Genomic DNA, 25,911 nt, shown 5'->3' with positions numbered 1-25,911 from the left:
CGATGATGATGTCTCGCGTTACCATGCTGCTTGGCAAAATGAAAGGCGGCGCGCCGAATCCGTCGGTCGTCCGCCCGCGCGCGGCGTTGGTCGGCGCCGCCGGCGGATTCGCCGCTATCGGACTGCTGGCCCTGCTGACCCAATGGTCGGCCGCCTCCTGGATCATGGCCCCCTTCGGGGCCAGCTGCGTCCTCGCCTTCGGCTTATGGGATTCGCCGCTCGCCCAGCCGCGCAATATTATCGGCGGCCATCTCCTCTCCACCCTCGTCGGACTGCTCGTCTACCATCTCATTGGCGGCGGCGCGCTTAGTCTCGCGCTCGGCGTCGGCCTCGCGATCGGCCTTATGATGGTCACGCGCACGACTCACCCGCCTGCCGGCGCCGATCCGATCGTCGTCATTCTGGCCGGGAGCGGCTGGAGCTTCCTGCTGACGCCGGTCCTGGCGGGATCGGTCGCCATCGTCGCCGCCGCGCTGCTGCTCAACAATGTCGATCCGAATCGCCGTTATCCCGTCTTTTGGAAATAACAAAAGGGCTTCGCCCTTCAGGATCCTTCGTTCTCGCTCCCCCTTCCCCCTCCGCCGAGGGGAACCAGAAGGTTAGCACCCTCTGGACTCTGCTGATCAGCGAAAATCGGTTCGCGGCCGTCTTCGATGTGTCCTCTCGAGGGGAGCCCGCTAGCCCTTCGGACTGGCTCTTGTTCGAGCTTCGTTCGCTACGCGTTTAGCCTTAGGGTGGTATCCTGTAGGTTGTCTACTTGATACAGCTCCGTGCTGACCTTCGCTTTCGTCCGCTTCCGCGGACACGCTTTACGTTTTTTTATCCACATCATGAGCGGTTGGATAATTTCCAAGCAAGAACAAAGGGACATTCGTTTGCGTGCCGCAGACGAATGTCCCTTCCTCTTCCTGACGTTACCGGCGTTACTGTCTTTATGTGGTCCCCTTCGCTCGCTTCGGCCATAGGGTAAAGCTGAAGCTGTAGACGAAATCAATGGCCAGCGCGATCGACCAGACACGAAGAATGCCCATTAAGGCGGACGTACGCTCCTCGCTGCCAACCAGCAGCACCATCGCATATAACACCGTGCAGCCGATCGCCCAAGCGCCGAGGTGCTTCGCCCAACCGATCCGTTCATGTCTGGCGTGCGCTTGCCCATGGGCCGGCGGACGCTCCGGGGCCGGCCCCCCGGCGAACCGGTGTGCGAACCGGACATCCGCCCACCGGATCATGCTGTGCCCGTAGACAAGCGACACGCCGATGTAGATGGCGGCGATGCCGTGGACGGTGCTCGCGACCGCGCCGTCCCTCAAGTCCAGCACCGTAACGATCAGCAGCACCACGTCGATCAGGGGGGTGGCGAGCAGCAGCGCGGCGCCGAGCGTCTTCGCCTTCAGCATATAGCGGAAGACCAAGCCCGCCAGCACGAACACCCAGAACGCGATTTCGCAGCCGATAATGATAGCGGCCATGGGGTCATCCCTCCTCTTTTTAGCACAATCGTATCATTTAAACTCATTGTAACACATTTGTATTAAAATACAACCGTGTTATAATAAACGTATGCCAAAAATCGTCGATCACCAACAACGAAAAGAAGAATTGGCCGAGGCGGCCTGGCGCGTCATCCGCAAGGAAGGACTGGACGGCCTCTCGGTGCGCCGCGTAGCCGAGGAGGCCGGGATATCGCTCGGCTCGCTGCGGCATTATTTTCATACGCAGGACGAGCTCATCGCCTTCTCCATGCGGCTGATCTCGGAACGCGCCAACGCCCGCATCGACCGGCTCCCGTTCAACGGGCAGCCTTATCACGATATGATGCTGGTGCTCGCGGAGCTGATCCCGCTCGATGAGGAGCGGCTGTCGGAGGCGGAGGTATGGCTCGCCTTCTCGGGCAAAGCGGTGTCCGACCCCGTCATTCGCGAGCTGAGCCGAGAAGTCTTCGACAGCTTGTACGTCGGATTTCGGCGTTCGCTGGAGCAATTGATCGCCCATAAGCTCACGCGGGAGGGCATCGACGCCAGCTTGGAGAGCCGCCGCTTGCACGCGCTTATCGATGGCCTCGTGCTGCACCTGGCGACCTTCCCCGAGCGGCTCGGGCGGGAAGAGGTCATGCAGGTGGTTGCCTACCACTTGCAGAGCATTTTGAAAGACGGCCATGCGGACGCCCCGTAATTCTCCGCAGCTAATAAGCCCGACCATTCGTATGGATGGCCGGGCTTTTGTCGGGGAGCTTGCGGCATAGGGCATGCCGCTATCGAAAGATCAATTGCCCGCGCTATATGACAAGCGAAGGAGCGAAACGGATGGAAACAAGACTGGGAAGGAAGATCGGAGAAGGCGCTTGCGCCGACGTGCACGAATGGGAAGGCCTGGCCAAAATTATCAAGCTCGCGAAGCCCCACACCAATTTGCATGCCCTGAACAGGGAACTTCGAAACGGCCGGCTTGCCTGGGAAGCCGGCTTGCCGGTTCCGCGCCCGTACGGGCTGGCGGAGGCGGACGGGAGGAGCGGTATCGTCTTCGAGCGCATCGACGGGGAGTCGCTCATGACGAGATTGCTCAGCCAAATCATCGGGGCCTCAGCTGCCGGGAAACCCGACCCGAGGCTCGATTCCCTTGCGTCCGATACCATCCTGACGGCTAAGCTTCTGCATCTGGTTCATAGCAGCCCGGCTCCGGAGATGCCTTCCCAACTGGAATCGCTGGCGTGGGCCATTCGCAGAGCGGAAGGTCTCCTTCCCGATGAGGCGGAACGCATTATCGTTTATATGGAGCAGCTGCCGCGGAAACGGCAGCTGTGCCATGGGAATCCAAACCCGGGCAACATTATGCTTCGCGGCGGCCATCCGGTCCTTCTCGATTGGAATGACGCCGCATGCGGCAACCCCGAAGCCGATCTGGCAGAATATATCGTCATGTTCCGCTTCGCCGACTTGCCCGATCATCTGCCGCAGGAAGCGGCCGAGGGGCTGGATGAGCTGCGCGAGCCGATCATCCGGACGTTCGCCCAAGCTTACGAGCAGCTATCGGGCATCGCTTATTCAGCTATCGAACCTTGGATGCTCCCGGTCGCGGCGCGCCGGCTTTCCATTAGTGCCCTCGGCGCCCGGGAGAAGGCACGGGTCCTTCGGGAAGTTCGCGACCGGCTGCATCGGCTTGCGCCTGCCTCTTCGTAGCCGCTGAAGCGCGACCTGATCCCCGTCTATTGCGCCGTCCAGCCGCCATCTACCAGCAGCAGCGTGCCCGTCACGAGATCCGATGCCGGCGAGGCGAGATAAATAACCGCGCCGGCAACGTCGTCGATCGTGCCGATACGGCCGGCCGGGATGCGGGCGAGCACGTCCCTCCGGAATTCCGGCGTATCGAGCCGTTCGGCGGTACCCGGCGTGTAAATGAAGGTCGGGCCGACCGCGTTAATGCATATCCCCCGGCTTGACCATTCCAGCGCCAGCACCTTCGTCAGCTGGTTCACGCCCCCTTTGGACGCGCAGTAGGCCACCCCTTCCGGTATGCCGACAATGCTCACTTGGGAGCTGACGTTGACGATTTTGCCATAGCCTTGCGCCAGCATAATGCGGCCGGCCGCTTGGCAGCAGAAGAAGACACCCTTCAGGTTGACGTCGAGCATTTCGTCCCAATATTCCTCCGTGACCTCCTCGGCCAGCATCCCGTCGCCTACTCCGGCGTTGTTGACGACGATATCCAGCCGTCCGAAGTCGGCCGTGATCTGCTCGAACACCGAACGGATTTGGGTCACGCTGCGCACATCCAGCTCATACGCCGCCGCTTGTCCGCCGGCCTGCGCGATTTCTGCCAGCAGCGGGGCGAGCGACGCTCTATCCCGCGCGGTAACGGCCACGATCGCGCCCGCCGCTGCAATTGATTGGGCCAGCCCGTAGCCAATGCCCTTGCTCGCACCTGTCACGACGGCGATTTTGCCGCGAATGCTAAAATCCGGCTGCATGCCATCTCCCCCTTTTCCTTGTTCCTTATAAGGAAGCACGCCGTGGCCGCTGAGGCCCGGCGTTTCGCGTTCACTACCGTCAGACGCTTGTTTCCGACGCGCTTGCCCCGAGCTGCTTGCCGGCCCACTCGCGGGCGCCGTAAGCGATCACGCGATGCTTGATCCTCGGCTGCTCGATCGTACAGCAGGCGAGCAGCTCCGGCAGAGCATGCGCCTCCAGCGCGGCTCGGGCGGCGTCCAGATAACCTCGATACGTCGTCGTCGTACCGCCGATGACGAGCACGTCAGGATTGTAGAGGTGCAGCAGGTTCGTCAGCGCGTATCCCATATAAGTCCCGGCCTGTCGGACCAGCGCTAGCGCCGGCTCATCGCCCGCTGCCAGCCGCTCCCGAAGTTCATCGTCCGTAATCCGGGCGTCCTTCAGGATCGCATACCCGCTGGCCACTGTATCGAGCAGGACGGGCTTGCCGTCGAGCGCCACAATCATGTAGCCCAGCTCCCCGCTCCACCCCTTGGCACCGGTCAGCAAAGCCCCTTTCACGACGACGCCCGACGCGATGAACGTATCCAACTGAACGACCGCCACCGTATCCCGGTCCGCATAATGCGAGGCTTCCGCCATCGTCGCCGCCTTCACGTCGTTGATGAACACCACCGGCACCTTCGCCTCGGCCGCGAACGCCTCGGCGGTCGCGCCGTTGAGCGCCGGCAGCACATGGCTCAGCTCTACTTTCCCGGTTCCCGACACCAAACCCGGCATGCCGATGCCGATGCCGCTCGGCCGGTATGGCAATTTGGCCGCAAAATCCGCCACCTCCCGGATCAGCGGCGCCAGCGTGCAGTCTCTGCCGGTCGGAACGGCATGCTCGACCTGGCCGGATGACGTCTCCGCCATCAGGTACATATAATCCCCATCGATTTCCACACCTATATAACGATTCATGATTTCCCACCTCTCATCGTCTTTGCTCTGACTGACAGGCTGGTCGTATCCATGCTAGCACAGGAGTGCCGATAATGGAATTTAAACCTTTTTATACCTATTTTGACATTGAGAGTTGCATAACCGTATGCTGCGATTCCCTTTTTGCTCTATTTTCCAAAAAAGAAATTGACATGACATGTTGTTTGTTTGTACAGTAAAACTCATAATTCCGATTAAATAGATATAAATAGGAGGGTATACAACGTGGACGATGTACAGAACAACCTGCTCGCGGCCGTCCAGACGAACTGGTACAGCTTCGTCACCTCGATCTTCGTCTTTTTCATTCTGTTCGCGCTCGCCAAGAAGCGCGTCGGATTCGGCACTCGCGTCATGATCGGTCTCGGACTTGGGCTTTTGGCCGGCATTCTGTTTCAGAACCTGGACTACGACACCAAAGGCATCACCACCTTCGGGAGCATTTACGTCAGCTTGATCAAGATGCTCGTCATTCCGCTCGTGTTCGTCCTGGTGCTCAACAGCATTTCTTCGCTCACGAGCCTGGAGTATTTGCGCAAAATCGGATTCAAAACGTTCGCCTGGTTCCTCGGCACGACCGGGGTCGCTTCCATTATCGGCCTGCTGGTCGCCTTGGCGTTCAATCCCGGAAGCGGCATTCAGCAAGCGGTGCCAGAAGACTTCGAAGCCCGCGAAATCCCAACCTTCTCGCAGGTCATTCTCGATCTCGTCCCGGCAAACCCGATTAACGAGGCAGCGAACGGCAAAGTCGTGCCCGTGCTCATCTTCGCGATTTTCCTAGCCGTCGCCATCATCAAGATTGGCTCCAAGAACGCGGAGGCCGTCAAGCCGGTCCGCGATCTGATCCAGTCGCTGACGCAGGTGCTGCACCAAGTGGTCAAATTCGTCATCCGCTTGACGCCGTACGGCGTGTTCGCGCTCATCGCGGGCATTACCGCCCGCTACGGCTGGGAAACGCTGCAGGAGCTGGGAAGCGTCATTCTGGCGTCGTATACCGCCCTTATCATTCATTTCGTGCTTGTCTTCGGCGGTCTTGTGCTGCTCGTGGCGAAGGTGAATCCGCTGCGGTTCTTCCGCAAAATTTACCCGACGATCGCCGTCGCGTTCACGACCCGCAGCAGCTACGCGACGCTGCCCGTTAATTTGGAGGTCATCACGAAGCGTCTGCACGTCTCGCCGCGCATTGCCAGCTTCGTAGCCCCGCTTGGCGCTTCCGTCAACTTCAACGGCTGCGGCGGCGTCTGGCCGGCGATCGTGACGGTATTCACCGCGCAGGTGTTCGGCATCGACCTGACGGCGACCGACTACATCGTGCTTGTACTCGTCAGCATCATCTCGTCGATCGGCGTCGCCGGCGTGCCGGGACCTGCCGTCATCTCGACGACTGTCGTGCTCACGGCGCTCGGACTGCCGCTGGAGGGCATCGCCATCGTCGCCGGCATCGAGGCGCTGATCGACATGGGCCGCACGGCCGTCAACGCAACGGGCACGACCGTGACGTCCCTGCTCGTCGCTTCGTCCGAGGGCGAGTTCGACCGTGAAGCGTTCAACAACGGCGAGGACGACGAAGAGATCGCGCTGGGCGCGGTCTAAGCCAGCTTATTCGCCGCGATAGGCACGCAGAACGGCCGCTCCGATCATCACGATCGTGGCGGCCGTTTTGGCGCGTCTGGCGGGAGATGCGTTTATTTTCACGTGCAGGAGCGCCGTTCGAACAGCGTCGTGCTTGCGTTCTCGAACCTAGGAGAATCTTGAAGGTTGGTCAATTGCAAGGTCCATCAATCATCTTCTTCAGCCTGCTTAGCGAGACCGGCGTAATGCCCAGGTACGAGGCAATATGGTATTGAGGGATTCGCCTGTTCAAGTCGGGGTATTCCTTCAGAAACATCCGATAACGATCTTCCGCCGAGTACAAAAGCAGCTGACGTTCTTTTAATTCTTTTTTGATGTACAACTGCTCTACCAGCTTTCTGCCCACCGTCTCCCAACACGAATGCCGCTGAAATAAATGGTCCAATATACGGCCGGGGAAAGAGGCGACCACCGAGGATGCCATGGATTGAATGGAAAAATAGGAGGGAATGGATAATATCAGCGAACTGTAGGAAGTGAAGAACCCTCGTTCCTTAATAAAGCTTTTATTATATTCGCCCCCTTCCTCCGTATGATAATACATCCTCAGCATGCCGCTCGCGCAGAAGTAAATATGCTCGCACCGTTCGCCGTTGCGCAGCAGAACATGCCCTTTCTCAAGGGTCTCCCATTGTATATATGGCTTCAAGTAGGCCCATTCCTCATCCGGTATTTCCGCAATCTCTCTCAATGCACCAAGGAACGTTTGTTCAACATCCAACCGAAGCATCCCCTCCCGTTAACGACCGCCATTAACAAATGTTAATGATGGATCTCGACCCCTTATGTACGCTAAGAATAGCATATGGATTCTGGCAAAATGCAGAATATGGGAGGTTGGGGAATGGAACTGCATGGCGCGAAAGTATTAATTACGGGAGGAACTTCGGGCATCGGCCGCAAAACAGTGGATCTGCTGGCAAAAGAAAACGCGAACGTCATCGTCGTGGCCCGAGATCAACACAAACTTGACCGGTTATGGGCAGAAGGAGCAATTGCAGGCGCGTATTGCTGCGATTTGGCAGATCCACAGGCGGTTGTGCTCCTCGCCGAGAAACTCGCGGTTGACCATCCGGATCTCCAAGTTCTCATCAATAACGCAGGCCTGCAGCATAATGTTGGCTTTGATGAGGACGCTTCTACTCCGCAAACGATCCGCGAGGAGCTGAACACGAATTTGCTGGCCCCGCTTCTGCTCATTCGGGTGCTGTTGCCTACCCTGGTCAAGCAAACGCAAGCAGCTATCGTTAACGTAACTACAGGGCTGGCGCTCGTCCCGAAGACCAGCTCCGCCGTATATTGCGGAACCAAAGGCGGGCTGCGAATATTCACGAAAGCCTTGCAAAACCAACTGGAAGGCACTTCGATCCGTGCCATTGAAATTCTTCCACCCGTGGTTGATACCCCTATGACGGCAGGAAGGGGCACAAATAAAATGGCCCCCGACAAAGTGGCGAATGAAATCGTCCACGCCATTAAAGGCAAGCGAGACGAGGTGTTTGTCGGGAAAACCAAGCTATTGCATTGGGTTTCAAGATTATCGCCCGGCATGGCGCGTCGCATCATGAAACGGTTGGGCTAATGTCGCACGCAGGCACAGACTAGGCGCCAAAAAGAACGCCGCGGGCGCACGTCCCTCGGCGTTCTTTGTTAGATCGCGATTATTTCGCGAGCAGGTTGTACAGCACTTGCGCCGCTTGCGCTCTCGTCGTGATGCCTTGCGGATTCAGCTTGCCGTCGCTGCCGGTCAGGATGCCTCCCGCCACAAGCGCTTCGACCGCTTCCTTCGCATAGCCGGCTACGCGGTCGGCGTCGCTGAAGCTAGCCAACGAGGCTTGCGTCGATGACGCAGGCAGTTGATCCAGCGTCTTCAGCGTGCGGTAGAGCAGCGTGGACAGCTGTTCGCGCGTAATCGATTGGTTGGGGTTGAACCGGTTGCCGCTATCGCCCGTCGCGATGCCGAGCTGCTTGGCTGCCGCCAGGTAACCCGTGTAGTACGCGCTGCCGGCGTCGATGAAGTTATCCGCGCCCTCCGCCGCTTCATCGATGCCATGCGCTTTAAGCAGCAGCACGATGAACGCGCCGCGCGTCAGTTCGGCATTCGGGCTGAAGTGGCTGGCATCCGTGCCGCCCGTAATGCCGCGCGCCGCCAAATAGTTGACCGCCTGGCTGTACCAAGCCGATGCCGCTACGTCCTCGAATGCAGATGCGCCTGCTTGCGGCACCGTAATCGTCACGGCTTGACCTGCGCCGTAGGCTGCCGTCGCCGGCGCTTTCGGCAGCTTCTCCGGCGTCGTGACCGGACCTTGGTAGCCGTTCTTGGCCGCATAACGGACCGAGTAAGCACCTGCCGCCAAATGTTTAATCGCCTCGCCGTTCGTCGCTTGATAAGCCGACTCCGGCGCACCTTCCGCTTTGTACTCCAGCAGCTTGCCGACAGTGCCCGCGATCTCGCCGTCGTTCGCACCTGCTGCCGTCGGCGCGATGGCCGCAAGACCTGCAGGTACGGCCTCCAGTCGGCCGTAGAGCGCATCCAGCGCTTGCGTCAGCGACTTATGATTGAAGCCGTCGGCAATGCCGTTGCCGAACACGTACGCCGGATCCACGTTCGAGCTCGTGCCGGTCCACGAATACATGAGCTCCGCGTGGCCGAGAATCGGCGCTTTCGTGCCGTCCGCGTCCAGGTTGCTTTTGTTGTACGCGAACAGGAAAGGCACCTGCAGACGGTCCGCCTTCACGGTTTGGCCCGCGTCGTTCACATACGTGATTTGGGCCGGAGGCGTCGCCAGCTTGTTCTGCGTCTTGATGTTCGTCAGGAACGTCGATACCAGATCGCCGTACAGCTTCGCGAAATCGTGATTGTTCGCGCGAACCTGCAGCTCTTCGTTATTATGCGGGTGCGTGCTGCTGGCGACGTCGATGCCCGCCGTCAGCTTCGTGTCCCACAGATAGATTTTGTCTACGCCGTGCTTCTTGGCGTATTCGCCGATGAATCGGATATCCGCCTGCGTGTTCGGGCACCAGGAGCCGCCGAAGAGGAAGACGTAGTTGCCTTCGCTTTTCAGAATGCGGGTCAGCTGGTCGTACGTCACGTGCTCGAACACGTCGTAGTTATCCACGCCTTTGGTGAAGATCGTCACTTTCTTGTCCGTGCCGCCCGTCGCCGGATCGTACTTCGGATTCTCGCTCCAGAACGTTTGGTTGAACGCGTTGCCGATGAACTCCCAGCTCGTCAGCGCATCGTATTCGGATGCCGGTACTTTACCAAGCACCGCCTGCACCTGCGCTTTATAAGCGGCGGCTTTGTCCGCGCTCGCGAAATACGAAGCGTCGTACGTCGCGGCTTCCGCGCTGCCGTGCTTCTCCAAGGAGGCGATGATCGGGGCGCTCGCGCCGTTGATCTTGTTGTCCTTGTTGTACACGAACAGGAACGGCGCCTGAATTTGGCTGGCCGTCACAGTGACGCCGTCTTTGGTATAGCTGACATTATGATCGGTTTTGTTATAAATCGTCGTGAGATTGGTCAGATACTTGTTCACCAGATCCACGTAGTAATGCGCGTATCTGCTCTTGCTGTCGGCGATGTCGAGCGACTTGCCGTCCAGCTTCGGATCGAAGTTGTAGATGGTCTTGATTCCATACGCCTTCGCGGCTTCGTTAATATAGCCGATATCCGCTTGCGTCTCCGCGCTCCACGCGCCGCCGAACAGGATGGCGAAGGTGCCCTCGCTCTTGAACAGCGTTACCAGGTCCTCGTAGGTCGCAGTTTGGAACACGTGGCTGTCTGCGTTCTTCAGGCTCGGATAAGCATCCTTGAAATAGTCGAATGTGTCGGTCCGGCCGCCTGCCGTGCCGGATACCGCAGACGCTGCGCCGACGCTCGCGGCGGGTACGATCAGGAATAAGGCCAGCAGTAGTGCGGCGAATCGGGTTAATTGGGAAGTGGATTTCATGGATAGGTCCCCGCTTTCTCTAATTGTTCTTCTTCATTAGCCTGGTGGCATCAGGCCGATCGCGGACTTCGACGATTAGCAGTCCTCTTCGCTCGTCCCGCCGTCCCCGCCCGAAGGCGCGGACGTGCCGGAAGCAGGCGCGCTATCGGTCGCTGAAGGAGCAGCCGCGGCCGGGGCGCTCTCCTGCGCTTTTGGTTCCGCTTTTGGTTCGGCCTTCGGCTCAGCTGCCGGAGCAGCTGTCACTGTGGCGGCAGGCTTGCTCTCTTCCTTAGCCTCAGGAGCTGCGGCCGTTGGTGCTTTCGCGGCTGGGGCGGACGCCGCCGCTTTCGGCTGCGTAGAGGCAGACGCCTTCGGCGAGGCGGACGCATTGCCCGATGCGGACGCGGCAGGCGCTGTTTGGGCCGGCGTGGAGACCGGCTCGGCTTTGACTTCGCTCTTCTCGACGGCTGGCTGCGCAGTTGCTTTCGCGATCGGCTTAACCGGCTCGGACGCCGCTTTATGCGCTGGGGCAGATGCCGCTTCGGCGGTTGCAGGCGCTTCCTCCTTCGCCACCGGCTCTGCCGCGGCCTGGCTTGCCGGCGCGTCTGCAGCCGATTCGCTCCCGGCAGGAGCCGACGTCGGGGCCGGGGCCGACTGTGCAGCGGAAGCTGCAACGGCCGCCGTGCCGACACCCGCCGCTGCTCCGGTGTCCGGCGCAGACGCGTTAGCGGCTGTAGGAGCCGTACCCTGGCTTCCCGTCTGAACCGTTGTTTCCTGCGCTGCCGCAGGAGCAGCGGCCGTTTCTTCGTTCGGCGACTTGTTCGCCGATACGGCAGCGTAAGTCGAGAACGCGTATAACACCGCTGCAGCGAGCAGGGACAAGCTTAATTTCGAGGTCGTAGGCTTTTTCATAGGCGTACACATCCTTTTCCGAGGGTTGATGGGTTCGGATAAAAAAAAGAGACCCAACGGCAGCGCGTAAGGCGCGTGCTGTTGGATCTCTGGCGGTCCAGTCGATCTCTCCCGAATCGTTTATCCGACTAAGTTAGACCTAATTCTAGGGTGCTTTTTACAGACTGTCAATCATTTTTTAGTAATTTCACATCGTTTTAGTCGGAATTATTTATTTTGTGTTTGCCGCCTTCCCTTGCTCCATAAGTCTTACCTTCGCGATACGCCGCTACCTTTCTCCTTTCTGTTAGCTGTAGAAGGGAATTTGTTCCTATTGCCAAACCAAATCCCGTGTCTTTACTCCCTTCCCAAATCCATCCTATAATAAGGTTGAATCTCATAATCTATCACTGGGGGATATTTGATGAACGCACGCGGCAAGATCGGTTTGGTCTTAGCGTTTCTGTTGGTGCTGACGGCCCTGTTTCCTGCAACTATGGGAGCGGCAAGCCCAAGCAAATGGAAAGGCTCGCAAATTATCGGCAAAATTCAAGCTTCATCCATCACGGCATCCGGCGTGGAAATCTCCGTCGTCGTAGCCAAGGGCTATACGCCTACACTCTACTTCGGCCAAGACGCCGGCGCCTTGGATCGCGTACAAGAGCCTACCTCGCGATCCGACAACCAATTCGTGTTCCGCGTGGACGGGTTGAAGCCGCAAACAACGTATTTCTACCAAATCGCGGCCGTATCCGGCAAAAAAGTCCGCAGCAGCGCCGTGCAATCCTTCTCCACGCTGCCGGGCGCCCTGACGCTCACCGATGTGAAGTTCTACTCCGCGGACGAGACATCCGTCAAGCTCGAGTGGACGACGAGCGGCAGCGCGACCTCCGTCCTGCGCTATGGCCTGGACCCGCTGAACCTAGACCGCTCGGCGACGATCGTACAAGACGGCGGCACGCTGCATTTGGCTTATGCGGACCAACTCAAGCCCGCCACGACCTACTATTATCAGGTCGTCGTTACGGATGTTTACGGCAGCAGCGCGAAGAGCGACGTGCTCAAGTTCAACACGACCGCGGGTCCGCTGACGCTCGCCAATGTGCGCGCCTATTCCACGGACGCGACCTTCACCAAGTTCGAGTGGACGACGAATCATAGCGCCACGTCGGTGCTCTACTACGGCATCGATCCGCTCAACCTGGACCGCAAGGCGAACGTCTACGACGACGGCTCACACCACACCGCTTATGCGGACGGCCTGAAGCCGAACACCACCTTCTATTATCAAGTCGTCGTTACGGATGTTTACGGCAGTAGCGCGAAGAGCGACGTGCTCAAGTTCACAACCTTGTCCGATATTCTGGTGCTCTCCGGCGTGCAAGCCTATTCGACAAGCGCCACGTTCACCAAGTTCGAGTGGACCACCAACCGCAGCGTCACCTCGACGCTCTACTACGGCGTGGACGCGGCGAACTTGGACCAGAAAGCGCTTTTGGTCCAGGACGGCGGCACGCACCATCTGGCGTACGCGGACGGGCTGAAGCCAAGCACGACCTACTACTATCAGGTCGTCGTGACCGATCCGAGCGGGTTTAGCGCGAAAAGCGACGTGTTCAAATTTTATACCATCTCGGATGAACTGAAGCTCTCTGGCGTGGCTGCGTACTCGACAAGCGCGACCTTCACCAAATTCGAGTGGACGACCAGCCATTATGCCAACTCGACCGTCTATTTCGGCACCGACCCGCTGAATTTCGACCGGAAGGCTTTGCTCGCCCAAGACGGCGGCACCTTCCATAATGCCTATGCGGACGGGCTGAAGCCTGGCACGACGTATTACTACCAAGTCGTCGTCATCGATGCGAACGGCAATACCGCGAAGAGCGACGTGCTCAAGTTCACGACCTTGTCCGATGTATTGACCATCTCCGGCGTGCAAGCCTACTCGACGAGCACCACATTTACGAAGTTCGAGTGGATCACCAGTCTGAATGCCAACTCGGTCGTGTACTACGGCACCGATAAGCTGATCCTGGATCAGAAGGCATTGCTCGCTCAAGACGGCGGCACCTTCCATAACGCCTATGCGGACAACCTGAAGCCTGGCACGACGTATTACTACCAAGTCGTCGTCTTCGATGCGAACGGCAGCAGCGCGAAGAGCGACGTGCTGAGCTTTACGACGTCGAGCGAAGCGAAATAACCGCATTCATCCTCGATTTGCAAGAAAAGAGCACCGGGATCTGTGTCATGCGACTCTTCCCAGGTGCTCTTCGCTTTCAATATGGCCGCATCGCGGCTCGTCCCAACCTGCAAGGATTCCCCGCCCGGCACGCGTATCGTCCCATGTCTCGACTCGTCCCATCTCGATGTCCACGCCTCGCGGCTGCAGGACCCGAACACCCCTTTGTGCCCATTTCCGAAAAATGTCCAGACGAATTCCGGAGAAAATCCATGTTCAGTTTGTCCCGCTTTCTCTATGATAAGTGATAATGATTATCATTATTGACTATGGAGAGTGAACGGGTCATGAGAAAGAGCATGAAGAGTCTCGTATTGGCATGCGTGCTGGCGCTGGGCGTCGGGTCGGCGGCAGGCGCGGTTGCGACGGCGGCGAGCGTAAGCACGGCGGCCACGCAGAAAATCACTTATAACGGACAGACGTACACGGTTCCGGCGAAAACGAACAACATCGTTATCACCGGTTCGGTCGAGTCGCTGGAAGACGCGCTCGTGCTGAACTTCAAGCCGAAGGGCGCCCTGACGGTAGGCGGCGAATTTCCGAAGCTGTTCTCGAAAATCACGGCCGGCGTAACGGCGATCGGCGAGAAAACGGAACCGGACCTCGAAGCGATTTTGAAGCTGAAGCCGGATGTCATCCTCAGCAGCACGAAGTTCCCGGAAGAGACGAACAAAAAGCTGGCGAAAATCGCGACGGTTATCCCGGTCTCCCACATTTCGACGGACTGGGTTGACAACCTGAAGCTGCTGGCGGCGCTGACGGGCAAGAAAGCGGAAGCGACGAAAGCGATCCTCGACTACCAGAAGCAGCTTGCTTCGGTCAAAGCGAAGGTCGCGCCGAAATTTAAAGGCAAAACCGTCGTCGCCGTGCGCATTCGCTCCGGTAACTTGTTCGTCTATCCGAAAGATGTCTTCTTCAACCCTTCGATCTACGCGAACCTTGGCGCTGCCGTGCCGAAGGAAATCAGCCAGGCGAAGGCGCAGCAGAATCTGTCGCTGGAAGGCCTCGCGTCGATCAATCCGGATTATCTGTTCGTCCAATTCGCGGCGGAAGAGAACAAGGATAAAGAGAAGGCGCTGCAGGACCTGCAGAAGAAACCGATCTGGAAAAACCTCAAGGCGTCGAAGAACGGCAACGTCTTCGTCAACCTCGTCGATCCGTTGGCGCAAGGCGGTACGGCGTACAGCAAAATCGCATTCGTCGAAGCCTTGACGAAAACGAAATTATACACAGGCAATTAAGCGGCATCGCGTACGCGAGCTGCATTTCGATTGCCCCCATAAAGAGGAGAGCATGCCCTGCGAGAATCGCAAGGCATGCTCTCTTTGTGTCTGCCTGGACGAGACTGGCCTGTACGTATCGGATATCGCCTACGCCGGGCCGCTCATCAGGATCACGTATCATGCCGCTCAGTTCCTGCCGGCCGACAGCCGTATGAACTCTATTGTCCGTCGCTCGCCGTGCCGAACCGCTTGGCCGAACGGATCTTGGCCCTCTCCGCTTCGACCTCCCGGTTGCGCGGCTCCGCCGACGTTACGAGCGAACCGAGCAGCTTCTGGGCCGCCGCGGTCACCTCCTCGACCGCGAGCTGGAACGCCTCCTCGTTCGCTTTCGACGGTTTGTTGAAGCCAGACAGCTTACGCACGAACTGGACAGCCGCCGCTCTCACTTCGTATTCGCTAGCCGCCGGCTCGAAGTTGAATAACGTTTTAATATTCCGGCACATGGGCGTCATCCTTTCTTCATGTATCTTCCTATACAATCCAGTGTAGCCTACTTCACAACCGATCCTCCATAAGGATTTCGCAAATCGGCCAAGACCTTCCCGCTCCCTCCTATTGCGGTCACTTGCCGCTTCTCTTACCCGCTCCTGCCTTTTCGAGCTGCTCTTGCCCGGGAAGCCAGCACCCGCTTGCATTTCTGGGCGAAAGACGGATTTTTAACGTCTTTAACCGGATTTTTGACTATAAATCCGGATTCCTCATCCCCTATAGTGGCCTTAGGCCGGTAGAAGCGCTTGCTTTGCTTCTGCGCGGCTTTCGCGAAGGGAGGGTTGGTAGCGCTTTCTCAACAAAGTCAGACTGCGTATTCCACATTCAAGGAGGATGAGAAATGATGAAAAAATTACGCTTGGCCCGCATATGCTGGGTCGCCTGCTGCGCGGCCATGCTCGGCACGCTCGCCGTCTGGCCTGTGTCGCCGAACGAGACATCGGCGGCAACGCCGCGCCAGATGGAGTCGCTCAGCCGCGGGGTAACCGCCGTCAAAGTCAGCGGGGGCGTGCTCGTCAGCTGGCGGCTGCTCGGGACGGAGGCGGCGTCGACGGCGTTCAACGTGTACCGGGGCAGTACGAAGCTGAACGCCTCGCCGATCACGACGAAGACGAATCTGCTGGATCCATCCGGCACGACGAGCTCGACCTATACGGTGCGCGCAGTCGTAGGCGGCGTCGAGCAGGCGGCCTCGGCCTCCGCCCCAGTCTGGGCGAACGGCTACCTCGACGTTCCGCTTCAGCGTCCGGCCGGCGGCACGACGCCCGACGGCGTGAGCTATACGTACAGCCCGAACGATGCCAGCGTAGGCGACCTTGACGGCGATGGCGAGTACGAGATCGTATTGAAGTGGGACCCATCCAACGCCAAGGACAACTCGCAATCCGGCTATACCGGCAACGTCTATTTGGATGCGTACGAATGGAACGGGACGCGCAAATGGCGCATCGACCTCGGGCGCAATATCCGGGCGGGGGCGCATTACTCCCCGTTCCTGGTCTACGATTTCGATGGCGACCGCAAAGCGGAAATCGTCGTGAAGACGGCGGACGGCACCGTCGACGGCACCGGTGCGGTCATCGGCAGCGCAAGCGCGGATTACCGAAACAGCAGCGGGTATATTCTGAGCGGACCGGAGTACTTGACGGTGTTCGCGGGCGACACAGGCAAAGCGCTGACCACTGCCGACTATCTCCCGCCGCGGGGCACCGTCTCCAGCTGGGGGGACAGCTATGGCAACCGCGTCGACCGCTTCCTGGCGGCCGTCGCCTACTTGGACGGCGTACGGCCGAGCATTATTATGGCGCGCGGTTACTATACCCGTTCGGTCGTCGTCGCCTATGACTGGCGGGGCGGCGCGTTAACCCGCCGCTGGACGTTCGACAGCAACAGCTCGACCAACTCGGGCACGGCCGGCCAGGGCAATCACAGCCTGAGCGTCATCGACGCGGATGCGGACGGCAAGGACGAGATCGTCTACGGCGCGCTGGTCATCGACGACAACGGCGCCCAGAAGACGAATACGAAGCTAGGCCATGGCGACGCGCTGCATGCCGGGGATCTGAATCCGGCCCGCGCGGGGATGGAAGTGTTCAAAGTGAACGAGAGCACCGGCGCGGCATACGGGGCGTACATGTACGATCCAAGCTCGGGCGCCGTCCTGTGGGGCGTCTCGACCGGAGCCGATACCGGGCGCGGCATGTCGGCCGATATCGACGACCGTTATCCCGGCAACGAACAATGGGCTTCCAACGGGGTTGGCCTGCGCTCGGCCACCGGCGCGCTGATCAGCGGCACGATTCCGCCCTCGATTAATTTCGGTATTTGGTGGGACGGCGACTTGACCCGCGAGCTGCTCGATCACACGGGCGGGACCGGCATCATCGATAAGTGGGTGCCCGCTTCCCAGAGCGCGACGCGGCTGCTGACAGCTACCGGCACGGCCAGCAACAACGGCACGAAGGGCAACCCCATGCTGCAGGCCGACTTGTTCGGCGACTGGCGCGAGGAGGTCATCTGGCGCCGCAGCGATAATGCGGCGCTGCGGATATACGCGACGCCGTACGAGTCCGCAAGCCGCTTCTACACGCTGATGCACGACTCCACCTACCGGACCGCGATCGCCTGGCAGAATGCGGGCTATAATCAACCGCCGCACCCGGGCTTTTACCTGGGCAGCGGCATGAGCACGCCGGCACAACCGAGCATTTATACGCCTTAATCCTTCGCTTCGGCCACCAATAGCGCGAGACCGTACGGCATCGTACGGTCTCGCCTTTGTTTGCGCGTCGCGCTTTTATCGATAGTACGAGAGCACCCAGCACACGCCGTTCCGGTCGGTCACGATGGCCAGCAAGCCGTTGAACGGTGCCTCGTAGGCTTCCGTGTTGATCGTACCGTCGGCCGCGAACCGTTCATACACATGCCGAAATGCCGCTTCGTCATCCAGCTTCAAGAACACGCGCACGTAATCGCCTTTGGCGGCCGGCTTCGCGGCTTGTGAATCGGCGAACTTCAGCGTCGCGCCTTCGAGAAGAAGGTCCGCATTCCACACGTCCTCGCCATTTTTGCGCAGAATCGAAATTTCCCCGCCCAAAATACGCTGGTAATACTGGATCTCGTCCATGCAATTGTCTACCACGATGAAAGGAAAAACCGTCATCATCTTCATTCCTCCTCAAGATTATGCGATTCGCTCTCTTACATTCACGGCCATTCGAACACGGCGACTCCTCGCACTCTTCCACAGGATGTCTGCGCCGCTGCCATCCGCACCGTACGATCCTTCACCACCATCTTGCGCGCTCGTATATCGACCTCATCGTCGCCCGCGCATGCGCTACTCGCTCAAATTCCGAAGCACCGTCTTGAGCAAGCCCATCATAACCTCGTACTGCTCGTCGTTGATGCCCTTGCGGGTCCTGCTCTTCACGCGATCCAACGCCTCCTGCACCTTCGGCACCACGCTGCGCCCCGCTTCCGTCAAATACAGCAGCTGATAGCGGTTGTCGGCCGGGTCGACTTCCCGCCGCACATAACCCTCGGATTCTAATTTGGCGATCGCCTTGGCGGTCGTCGTCTTGTCGATGAGCAGCATCTCGCTCAGCGCTTTCTGCGTTGTCGCCTCTTGGTACGCAATCGCCATGAGGAAAATATACTGCCCGCTGCCGATCCGGTATGGCGCCAGCTCGGTCGAAATCAGCACCTGCATATGGCGATAGATCGCGGAAATGTATGGACCATGGGATTCGGAAGCTCCCCGGCCCGCAGGCGTCCATCCGTTCTCCAACTCAATCACCCCCAAATAGGATGTCATTGCAACTAATTACAGTGTATGCCTAATAGGAGGGTATTGCAACTATTAGGGTGAGATCGGAAGTTGAATGTTCCTTTCAAACACCAAGGAGCTTATCTGCCAAGCCACGGTAATGGCAGGGTGATAGCTCCTCTTCATATGCTCGCTCTTATCCACGCTTACTCATAAAGCTCAGCCATTTTCTCGATTTCACGCTGCACATGCATGATTAGCTCCGGAGGTTCGATCACCTTCACCATACTGCCGTAGCTCAAGATTTTCTGAAGCGCCCGTTCCATGGATGAAAAATAGGTCGTCAGGGACAAGGTTTCATCGGAGTTGACGAGGACGGAATCGAAGCCGAATTCATCGCGTACCCGTGTCTTCATCTCCGGCTGGAAGCGTAATACAGCTTGCACGTTCTTAAAATCGGCTCGACTCATGAATTGCTGTTCGACATCCTGCAGTGTATAGTTTCGCCGCACAAATGGTTCCGGCAAAACCCTCAGTTCTCCTATACGGGACAAGCGAAATACGCGGATATCCATTCGTGTCAGACAATAGCCATATACATACCAAACATATCCCTTTAGGAAAAGCCCCATCGGCTCCAGTTTCCGCCTAGTTTCTGAACCTTTGTTATCGAGGTATGTAAATGAAATGAGTCGAAGGTCTTTAATGGCCTGATGGATGGGAGCTATATGCACTTTATCGTTTGGCGCCGGCTTGAAATCGAGCACCACATGAATCTGATCTCCAGCTGCTTTTTGCCCTGGCATTAACGCACCAATTCGTTCGATTAAGCGATCGATTTCGGAATAATCCGTAGCCGACCGTACCCCGCGCAAGGCTGAGCAAATGGATGAGAAATCCTCCAACGATAACACCTGTTTTTCCAATCGGTAGCCCTGCATAATCTCATACCCTCCATCGGATCCGGCGAAAGACACGATAGGGATTCCCGCTTGATTGATCGCTTCCATGTCGCGATAGATCGTTCGCAATGAAACCTCAAATCGCTTGGCTAGGTCAGTAGCGCTGACGCGGGGTTGATTCAATAAGGTCATCGTAATCGCGAGCAAGCGGTCCAGTTTCATAGAACGACCTCCAATATGAAATCCTGGAACCCTGCATAGGCAGGTGATTCCATCTATTTCCTATTTTAGTTCTACGTTTGCCCGCCCAAGCCTTCCATGTCCTAACGAATGGATGAAAAATAATACCCCAGGCAGCAAGATGGGGAGCTTCGCCACTTTACTCGTGTTATTGCTCCCACCTTGTATCACCCTATTATTATTTCAGCGTTAACGGAATCTCCGGAAGAACGACTGGATGTCAGGGATGAGAAGATCCGGCGCATCCATCGCAGCAAAATGGGTGCCGCGTTCAAATTCCGACCAGTGTACAATATTCGTGTTATCTCGTTCGGCAAAACGCTTCATTGATTTGAAATCATGTCCGAATACAGCCACGCCAGTCGGGGTCGAATTCACGCCCTGCGGCTCCTGGCCTTGATTGTGCGCATTCTCATAATACAAGCGAGCGGACGATTCCGCCGTGTTGGTCAACCAATACAACGTGACGTTAGCCAGGAATGCATCCCGGTCGATAAAATCCACATGGTCCCCAAAGCCGCAAAATAACTCGGCAATCCAGGCAAGCTGACCTGACGGCGAGTCTGCCAGCCCATAGGAGAGTGTTTGCGGACGTGTGGATTGGATCGAATTAAAGCCTGCCCGTTCCTGGAAATTAGCCAGGAATTGAAGTTTTTGCAGATCTTCTTCCGATAAGTCGGCCATCTCCGCCGGATCTCCGGAAGGGAACGAGAACAGCTGCAGCACATGGATGCCGCGAAGACCTTCCGGCTTCTGAATGCCGAGTTCTCTGGACACAAGCGCGCCGCAATCGCTGCCGTGCGCACCGTATTCCGTGTATCCGAGGCGCTTCATTAATACATCCCACGCTCTAGCTATGCGTGCTATATCCCAGCCGGATTCAAGCACCGGCCCTGAAAATCCAAATCCCGGTACGGAAGGAATGACCAAGTGGAATGCTTGAGCCGGATCGCCGCCGTGATTGCGAGGATCGCTGAGCGGACCGATTAATTCCAAGAACTCGACAATCGAACTGGGCCACGCATGAGTAAGCAGGAGCGGCAATGCGTCAGGTTCAGGCGAACGAACATGCAAAAAGTGAATGTTGGCGCCATCGATAGACGTGGTGAATTGAGGGTACTCGTTTAAGCGGTCCTCGAATTTACGCCAATTGAATTCTTGTTGCCAATAGGCCGCTAACTCTTTCACATAGTCGAGCGAAACCCCATATTTCCAGCCTGCCTCACCTAACGCATCCGGCCAGCGAGTCCGGGACAACCGAATCCGAAGGTCATCAAGATCGTCCTGCGGCACGGAGATATGGAACGGCCGAACTTCTGTACTTACCTCGGAAACGTTGGTTCTTGAATTTGTCATTAAATTCCCTCCTCGAAATGGGTTCGTTCTTTGGCTTACACGATCTATCCTAAACGAAGCACCCTGACAACATGATGTCAGGGTGCTCGGCGTACTTTTTATTTAAAATCTTGAAGTGGATTGAGTAATCGGGGAATCTATCTCCGCTTCCTATGCCTGCACTTCACCCCAGACCGTCGTATTTCCAATTATGCTTGCCCCATATCTTCGATTCGTTGTTTCTGTATATGCAATACGAGTTTGGATATAGTATACATGGAATTCTTACTGCCGGGGGTACAACATGAACTTACAAACGGGACTTTATTATTGGCCAACCACCTTCCCTGATGCCCCATCCTATCCCGCTCTAGAGGAAAACCTCACTTGTGATGTGGTCATTATCGGGGGCGGGAGTTCTGCCGCACAGTGCGCCTATTATTTGGCCGGCAGTGGATTAAAGGTCGTTGTTTTGGAAAAAGGGAGCATCGGAGGCGGCAGCACGAGCACGAACACCGCGATCATTCAATATTCAGGGGAGAAGATGTTCACCTCGTTGGTCCATACCTTCGGGGAGGCGTACATTGGGCGGCACCTGAAGCTGCTCAAAGAGGCCATCGACGAAATCGAAGCTGCCTCTCGAAGTGTGGACATCGATTGCGAATTCCGGCGCAGAGACACCCTATATGCCGCGAGCTGTCCAGAGGATGTTGACCGATTGCGAATCGAATACGAATTCATCAAGCAGCATGGCATTGACATCGATTTTTGGAGTCGAGAGCAAATCCAAGAAAGATATCCATTCCGTCGAGACGCAGCGATCTACTCCTATAACGATGGTGAGCTAAATCCATACAAATTCACCCATGCGTTATTTCAATACGCGGCCATTCGGGGTGTCCGGATCTATGAACATACCGAGATGAACGGCCATCATTACGATCGGCAGCAGCAGCGCATGATCGTCACGACGAAAACAGGAAGCGAACTTAACGCACGACATGTCATATTTGCAGCCGGCTACGAGAATATGGATATCCGCAAAGAGAAGCAAGCCTCTTTCGTGAGCACCTACACCGTTACGACTCATCCTGTTGCGGACCTTTCCTCTTGGTACAATAGAACGCTCCTCTGGGAAACGGCACGCCCGTATTTATATATGCGTACAACGGTCGACAACCGGATCATCGTCGGCGGCCTGGACGATAATACAACTTATTCGGAGGATCGAGACAGCAAGCTGATTCATAAGAAGGATAAGCTGCTTACCGAGTTCAACCGCATGTTCCCCGACATTCGGGTAGAGCCCGCCTTCTATTCTGCGGCTTTTTACGGCGGGATGGTAGACGGCTTGCCCATTATCGGCAAGTACGAGGAGTATCCGAACAGCTACTTCTTGCTCGCATACGGCGACAACGGAACGGTATACAGTCAGATGCTGGCCAAGATTATCGTTCAGGACATCGTCGAAGGGCATAGTCCTGACTTGGCGCTGTATTTGCAGAATCGGCCTCTGTTGGAGGTCCAGCTGGAGGAGAGCAAGAGCAGCTGATTGCTTGTAACGGTAAGACTGGGCCGGATGGCAGACATCCCGGCCTCTTCCCCATCCGCCTCCGCATTGCCTGAATCCATGTTGACTTCGGGGCATAAAAAATACATCGCCGAGTCCTATAGGCCCCGACGATGTATTCACAATCTCTATCCTGTTACACCTTGCTCGGTACTTCCTCGTCTCCGGTTGCGACCGGGTTATGTCCGTACGTAATCCAATCGCTCCAGCTGTCATTTACCGATCTCATTAATCTTCTGTAAGAGGTTCCGTTCCTTGACCGTGAACCACAGGAATCATCCATTGGTAATGCAGCTTATCGTTAAGCTGATAACGCTCAAGATTCGGTCCGGCCGGCTCGAATCCGAACGATTGCAAGACAAGCATTAAACTAAAGCAAGCATATGGATCGTTCGCCAAGCAATCCAGTGTAACAAACAGCGTAGGTTGTAAAACTTCAACTTCAACCTCATTGTTATGCTTCCAATCATCTGCCAAGACTGTCTTCACGGGTATTCGAAAACCAATTTTTCCGCTCATCTCATCGCCGATGATTTGTTCCTGTTGCACATAAGCTTCTTTCGTATGCAATAGCCCTTGCTTTTCTAAGTAAGCCGCTCTTTCATCTATGGCCTGAGCGAACGGATTAAGCTGGCGCCTGACGCGATGCCGAAACCAGAGCATCCTCGTCGGATGAGACCATCTGACCAACCGGATATGCTCATCAACGGAATCAACGCCTTCCAGATATTGTTTGGCCACATTGAGCGCTAACAGTTTCGCATCTACGTCCTGAAGCCATTTACGCAGCCAGCCTGCCTGTCCGGCGGCATCTGCTTCCAGATATCGACGGATCTCAAGCAGACCGATACCTGCCTGTCGAAGTGTATGAATCTTCAATGCGCTCGAAATCTGATCCTCTTGATAAAATCGATAATCGTTCTCCGCCCGATAACTCGGCTTCAACAGTCCTTCTTTATCGTAATAACGAAGCGTGCTGGCGGGAAGACCCGTCCGTTCGGCAAAGCTCTGGATGGTCATGCTTGTTTTCAACGGATCCTCCTCCTGCCAACCTCATTAATAATAACTCCATACATTCAACCGATTACCGTCCGGATCATAAAAGTGGAACCCCTTCCACCGGTCTCCTACGATATCGGAGGCTTCGATCCCCTGTTCTTTGAGCCATTCATTCGTTTTATGCAGATCTTCTTGCTTTTTAATCCTGAAGTATAACCTGGCTCCTGGATTGGCCTTTTTCGGTGATCGCTCGACGTTTACTTTTTCCAGCCAGACGGAGTCCCATGTTTCACGCATCAGTGCAAATCCTCGATCTTGAAAATTTTTCTTCGATTGTTCCCATCCGAGTATCCGCCCATACCAATTGATTGAAGCCTCTAAATCGGAGACGCCTAACCAAAGTGGCTTGGCAGCGTATTGAATGACGCGCGATTCCGGGAATTTACCTTCCAGTTTCCTGTCTTCGCTTAACGTCAGGCGAACATTTCCGAATGCGATAATATCGGCAGACCGTGTTTGATCCGGCATTTTCCGCGGCGAGGTGCATTCGATGCCTAGATTATCGAAGTATTCCAGTGTCCAATCCAGATTGGCTGTGCGGAAACAAAACCTGCAATTCCCTTCGGAGTACTCTTTAGACGTGAAGTGGTCTAGTTCGCTTTCGAACGACTTCAAATTGGCTTGTCCGGTCCCAGGCATCTTAAAGAATGCCTTCCTGCCGACCGGCCCATCACCCGTACCTATCAATCGCCAACCCATATTCTCGCGATACCATTCGATTGCCTCTTCGAACTGATCCCACGGCACCATAATAAAACCGCCGTCAAACTTAAACTTAGGTGTCTCCATATATGTAACCCCACTTTTTGGAATATTCCCGGGCGAGATCATCATACACCTTAAAGTTGCTTTAAGGTCAACATCTATTTTCCCATATATTTGTTGAATGTGTTGACTCCATGTTGACCTGCCTCTCGACACGCTTTAGGTGTTGACTTAATTGGTACTGCGGTGAGCGGTACGTTCGAAAAAGCATTCTTGTTAAAGTAAAATCAAATATTACAGTAAAAGCCGGAGTCCCAAGACACAGAATTTCGACCTTTCTTTATTAACTCATAGGAGTACACGATTCGAATCACTCTGAAAGTACTTTCACGAACCTTATGTTGACTCCTTGTTGACTTCGGGGCATTAAAAATACACCGCCAGAGCCTTTAGGCAACTTGGCGGTGTATTCGTCATAAAATACGGCTATTAGTCTTTTCGGTTCTCTTCATTCCCGATGGCAATCGAATTCCCCTCATAACTAATCCAATCGCTCCAGCTGCCCGCGTACAGCTTCACGTTCGTGTAGCCCGCTTCCTGCAAGGCCATCACGTTCGGCGTGGCCGTGACGCCGGAGCCGCAGTAGACGATGATCTCGTCGTCCTTCGCAAGGCCGAGCCCCTCGAAGCGCGCCGCCTGCTCTTCCGCGCTCTTCCACAGCCCGTCCGCGCCGCGGCCTTCCGTCCACAGAACATTCTTCGCGCCCGGGATGTGGCCCGCCACGCGATCGATCGGTTCCACTTCGCCGCGATAGCGAGCCGGCTCGCGCGAGTCGATCAGTGTTGCCTGCTTCGCACCGGCGACGACGTCTTGCACATCGTATACTTCCGCCAGCAAGTTATGCTGCACGGTCGCGAGGAACTGCGCCGGGATCGTGATTTTCTGCTCGGCCGTCACCGGGAAGCCCGCTTCCTTCCAACCTTTGAAGCCGCCGTCCATGACGGACACGTTGTCGTGGCCGAGGTACTTCAGCAGCCACCACAGGCGGGACGCCATCGCGCCGCCCTGATCGTCATAGGCGACGACGCGCGATTCGTTGCTGATGCCGGCCTTCCCGATTCTGGCCGCCAGCGCGGCCGGATCCGGCAGCGGATGCCGCCCGCCGCGCCCATCCGCCTCGACCGGGGCGGACAAGTCCTGCTCCAAGTCCAGATAGATCGCCCCCGGCAGATGCGACTCCTCGTATGCCTCACGGCCCGAATCCGGCTTGCCCAGCGCGAACCGGCAGTCCACGATCACGACGTCCGGCTCGTACATGCGCGCCAATACCCATTTCGCCGATACGATTGCGTTCATACCATCTCTCCTCTATGTTCGGGACCGAACCGGCATTCGTTCTCCGTCCGGCGCGCCCGTTGATTCCTTATGT

General features: G+C 56.8%; 23 protein-coding genes. 9 read left to right on the top strand and 14 right to left on the bottom strand.

What is annotated here, in order from left to right; all coding sequences use genetic code 11:
* The first annotated feature begins 2 nt into the window (after positions 1-2).
* Positions 3-527 carry an HPP family protein gene (locus tag ACFSKT_RS30680; RefSeq protein ID WP_377717511.1) on the top strand — a complete coding sequence of 175 codons (525 nt, stop codon included), beginning with the start codon at positions 3-5 and terminating at the stop codon, positions 525-527.
* A gap of 405 nt (positions 528-932) precedes the next feature.
* Here the strand turns inward: ACFSKT_RS30680 and ACFSKT_RS30675 are convergent, their stop codons facing one another.
* Complete coding sequence (locus tag ACFSKT_RS30675) at positions 933-1,472, bottom strand: hypothetical protein (RefSeq protein WP_377717510.1); 540 nt, start codon at positions 1,470-1,472, stop codon at positions 933-935.
* A gap of 91 nt (positions 1,473-1,563) precedes the next feature.
* Between ACFSKT_RS30675 and ACFSKT_RS30670 the strand changes: the two genes are divergently transcribed.
* Both ACFSKT_RS30670 and ACFSKT_RS30665 read left to right on the top strand, forming a co-directional pair.
* Positions 1,564-2,175: a TetR/AcrR family transcriptional regulator gene (locus tag ACFSKT_RS30670; protein ID WP_377717509.1), complete on the top strand. Its 612-nt coding sequence runs from the start codon at positions 1,564-1,566 to the stop codon at positions 2,173-2,175.
* A 131-nt stretch (positions 2,176-2,306) separates the two neighbouring features.
* Complete coding sequence (locus ACFSKT_RS30665; protein ID WP_377717508.1) at positions 2,307-3,179, top strand: phosphotransferase; 873 nt, start codon at positions 2,307-2,309, stop codon at positions 3,177-3,179.
* 26 nt (positions 3,180-3,205) lie between these two features.
* On the opposite strand, the gene ACFSKT_RS30660 is transcribed toward ACFSKT_RS30665, so the two are convergent.
* Positions 3,206-3,967, bottom strand: coding sequence for an SDR family NAD(P)-dependent oxidoreductase (locus ACFSKT_RS30660; RefSeq protein ID WP_377717507.1), 762 nt, complete (start codon positions 3,965-3,967; stop codon positions 3,206-3,208).
* Positions 3,968-4,046: 79 nt separating this feature from the next.
* Positions 4,047-4,910, bottom strand: coding sequence for an ROK family protein (locus ACFSKT_RS30655; RefSeq protein WP_377717506.1), 864 nt, complete (start codon positions 4,908-4,910; stop codon positions 4,047-4,049).
* Positions 4,911-5,156: 246 nt separating this feature from the next.
* Between ACFSKT_RS30655 and ACFSKT_RS30650 the strand changes: the two genes are divergently transcribed.
* Positions 5,157-6,524, top strand: a complete 1,368-nt coding sequence (locus ACFSKT_RS30650) for a dicarboxylate/amino acid:cation symporter (protein ID WP_377717505.1) — start codon at positions 5,157-5,159, stop codon at positions 6,522-6,524.
* A gap of 169 nt (positions 6,525-6,693) precedes the next feature.
* Here ACFSKT_RS30650 and ACFSKT_RS30645 read toward each other — a convergent pair whose 3' ends face one another.
* Positions 6,694-7,284 (bottom strand): Crp/Fnr family transcriptional regulator, encoded by a 591-nt coding sequence (locus ACFSKT_RS30645; protein ID WP_377717504.1) that lies wholly within the window; start codon positions 7,282-7,284, stop codon positions 6,694-6,696.
* 123 nt (positions 7,285-7,407) lie between these two features.
* On the opposite strand from ACFSKT_RS30645, the gene ACFSKT_RS30640 reads away from it, so the two are divergent.
* Positions 7,408-8,145 carry an SDR family oxidoreductase gene (locus ACFSKT_RS30640; RefSeq protein ID WP_377717503.1) on the top strand — a complete coding sequence of 246 codons (738 nt, stop codon included), beginning with the start codon at positions 7,408-7,410 and terminating at the stop codon, positions 8,143-8,145.
* A gap of 79 nt (positions 8,146-8,224) precedes the next feature.
* On the opposite strand, the gene ACFSKT_RS30635 is transcribed toward ACFSKT_RS30640, so the two are convergent.
* Positions 8,225-10,516, bottom strand: a complete 2,292-nt coding sequence (locus ACFSKT_RS30635) for an S-layer homology domain-containing protein (protein ID WP_377717502.1) — start codon at positions 10,514-10,516, stop codon at positions 8,225-8,227.
* Between the two features lie 75 nt (positions 10,517-10,591).
* The gene (locus ACFSKT_RS30630; RefSeq protein ID WP_377717501.1) at positions 10,592-11,407 is read right to left on the bottom strand and encodes a hypothetical protein; all 816 of its coding nucleotides are present in this window, start codon (positions 11,405-11,407) and stop codon (positions 10,592-10,594) included.
* Positions 11,408-11,810: 403 nt separating this feature from the next.
* Between ACFSKT_RS30630 and ACFSKT_RS30625 the strand changes: the two genes are divergently transcribed.
* Both ACFSKT_RS30625 and ACFSKT_RS30620 read left to right on the top strand, forming a co-directional pair.
* A complete protein-coding gene (locus ACFSKT_RS30625; protein ID WP_377717500.1) occupies positions 11,811-13,592 on the top strand; it encodes a fibronectin type III domain-containing protein in 1,782 nt (593 codons plus the stop codon).
* 326 nt (positions 13,593-13,918) lie between these two features.
* Positions 13,919-14,872: an ABC transporter substrate-binding protein gene (locus ACFSKT_RS30620; protein ID WP_377717499.1), complete on the top strand. Its 954-nt coding sequence runs from the start codon at positions 13,919-13,921 to the stop codon at positions 14,870-14,872.
* Between the two features lie 200 nt (positions 14,873-15,072).
* On the opposite strand, the gene ACFSKT_RS30615 is transcribed toward ACFSKT_RS30620, so the two are convergent.
* On the bottom strand, positions 15,073-15,357 hold the full coding sequence (locus tag ACFSKT_RS30615) for a DUF2277 domain-containing protein (RefSeq protein ID WP_377717498.1): 285 nt from the start codon (positions 15,355-15,357) through the stop codon (positions 15,073-15,075).
* A gap of 440 nt (positions 15,358-15,797) precedes the next feature.
* Here ACFSKT_RS30615 and ACFSKT_RS30610 point away from each other — a divergent pair, with 440 nt between their 5' ends.
* Positions 15,798-17,624 carry a rhamnogalacturonan lyase gene (locus tag ACFSKT_RS30610; protein WP_377717566.1) on the top strand — a complete coding sequence of 609 codons (1,827 nt, stop codon included), beginning with the start codon at positions 15,798-15,800 and terminating at the stop codon, positions 17,622-17,624.
* A 75-nt stretch (positions 17,625-17,699) separates the two neighbouring features.
* Here the strand turns inward: ACFSKT_RS30610 and ACFSKT_RS30605 are convergent, their stop codons facing one another.
* The 4 genes from ACFSKT_RS30605 to ACFSKT_RS30590 all read right to left on the bottom strand — a co-directional run bounded on the left by ACFSKT_RS30605 (position 17,700) and on the right by ACFSKT_RS30590 (position 21,169).
* Positions 17,700-18,068, bottom strand: coding sequence for a VOC family protein (locus tag ACFSKT_RS30605; RefSeq protein WP_377717496.1), 369 nt, complete (start codon positions 18,066-18,068; stop codon positions 17,700-17,702).
* A gap of 174 nt (positions 18,069-18,242) precedes the next feature.
* A complete protein-coding gene (locus ACFSKT_RS30600) occupies positions 18,243-18,692 on the bottom strand; it encodes a MarR family winged helix-turn-helix transcriptional regulator (RefSeq protein ID WP_377717495.1) in 450 nt (149 codons plus the stop codon).
* A 185-nt stretch (positions 18,693-18,877) separates the two neighbouring features.
* Positions 18,878-19,795 (bottom strand): helix-turn-helix transcriptional regulator, encoded by a 918-nt coding sequence (locus ACFSKT_RS30595; RefSeq protein ID WP_377717494.1) that lies wholly within the window; start codon positions 19,793-19,795, stop codon positions 18,878-18,880.
* Between the two features lie 207 nt (positions 19,796-20,002).
* The gene (locus ACFSKT_RS30590; protein WP_377717493.1) at positions 20,003-21,169 is read right to left on the bottom strand and encodes an epoxide hydrolase family protein; all 1,167 of its coding nucleotides are present in this window, start codon (positions 21,167-21,169) and stop codon (positions 20,003-20,005) included.
* A gap of 283 nt (positions 21,170-21,452) precedes the next feature.
* On the opposite strand from ACFSKT_RS30590, the gene ACFSKT_RS30585 reads away from it, so the two are divergent.
* Positions 21,453-22,700, top strand: a complete 1,248-nt coding sequence (locus ACFSKT_RS30585; RefSeq protein WP_377717492.1) for an NAD(P)/FAD-dependent oxidoreductase — start codon at positions 21,453-21,455, stop codon at positions 22,698-22,700.
* Between the two features lie 246 nt (positions 22,701-22,946).
* Here ACFSKT_RS30585 and ACFSKT_RS30580 read toward each other — a convergent pair whose 3' ends face one another.
* The 3 genes from ACFSKT_RS30580 to ACFSKT_RS30570 form a co-directional block, all read right to left on the bottom strand.
* The gene (locus ACFSKT_RS30580; protein WP_377717490.1) at positions 22,947-23,750 is read right to left on the bottom strand and encodes a helix-turn-helix domain-containing protein; all 804 of its coding nucleotides are present in this window, start codon (positions 23,748-23,750) and stop codon (positions 22,947-22,949) included.
* Positions 23,751-23,774: 24 nt separating this feature from the next.
* On the bottom strand, positions 23,775-24,566 hold the full coding sequence (locus ACFSKT_RS30575; protein ID WP_377717489.1) for a VOC family protein: 792 nt from the start codon (positions 24,564-24,566) through the stop codon (positions 23,775-23,777).
* Positions 24,567-24,971: 405 nt separating this feature from the next.
* Positions 24,972-25,838, bottom strand: coding sequence for a sulfurtransferase (locus ACFSKT_RS30570; RefSeq protein ID WP_377717488.1), 867 nt, complete (start codon positions 25,836-25,838; stop codon positions 24,972-24,974).
* Positions 25,839-25,911 lie beyond the last annotated feature (73 nt).

Source organism: Paenibacillus xanthanilyticus (genome assembly GCF_042682185.1).
In the GTDB taxonomy this organism is placed as follows: Bacteria; Bacillota; Bacilli; order Paenibacillales; family Paenibacillaceae; genus Paenibacillus_Z; species Paenibacillus_Z xanthanilyticus.
The sequence above is the reverse complement of the archived record's forward strand: the minus strand, read 5'-3'. Positions and strand labels throughout refer to the sequence as shown.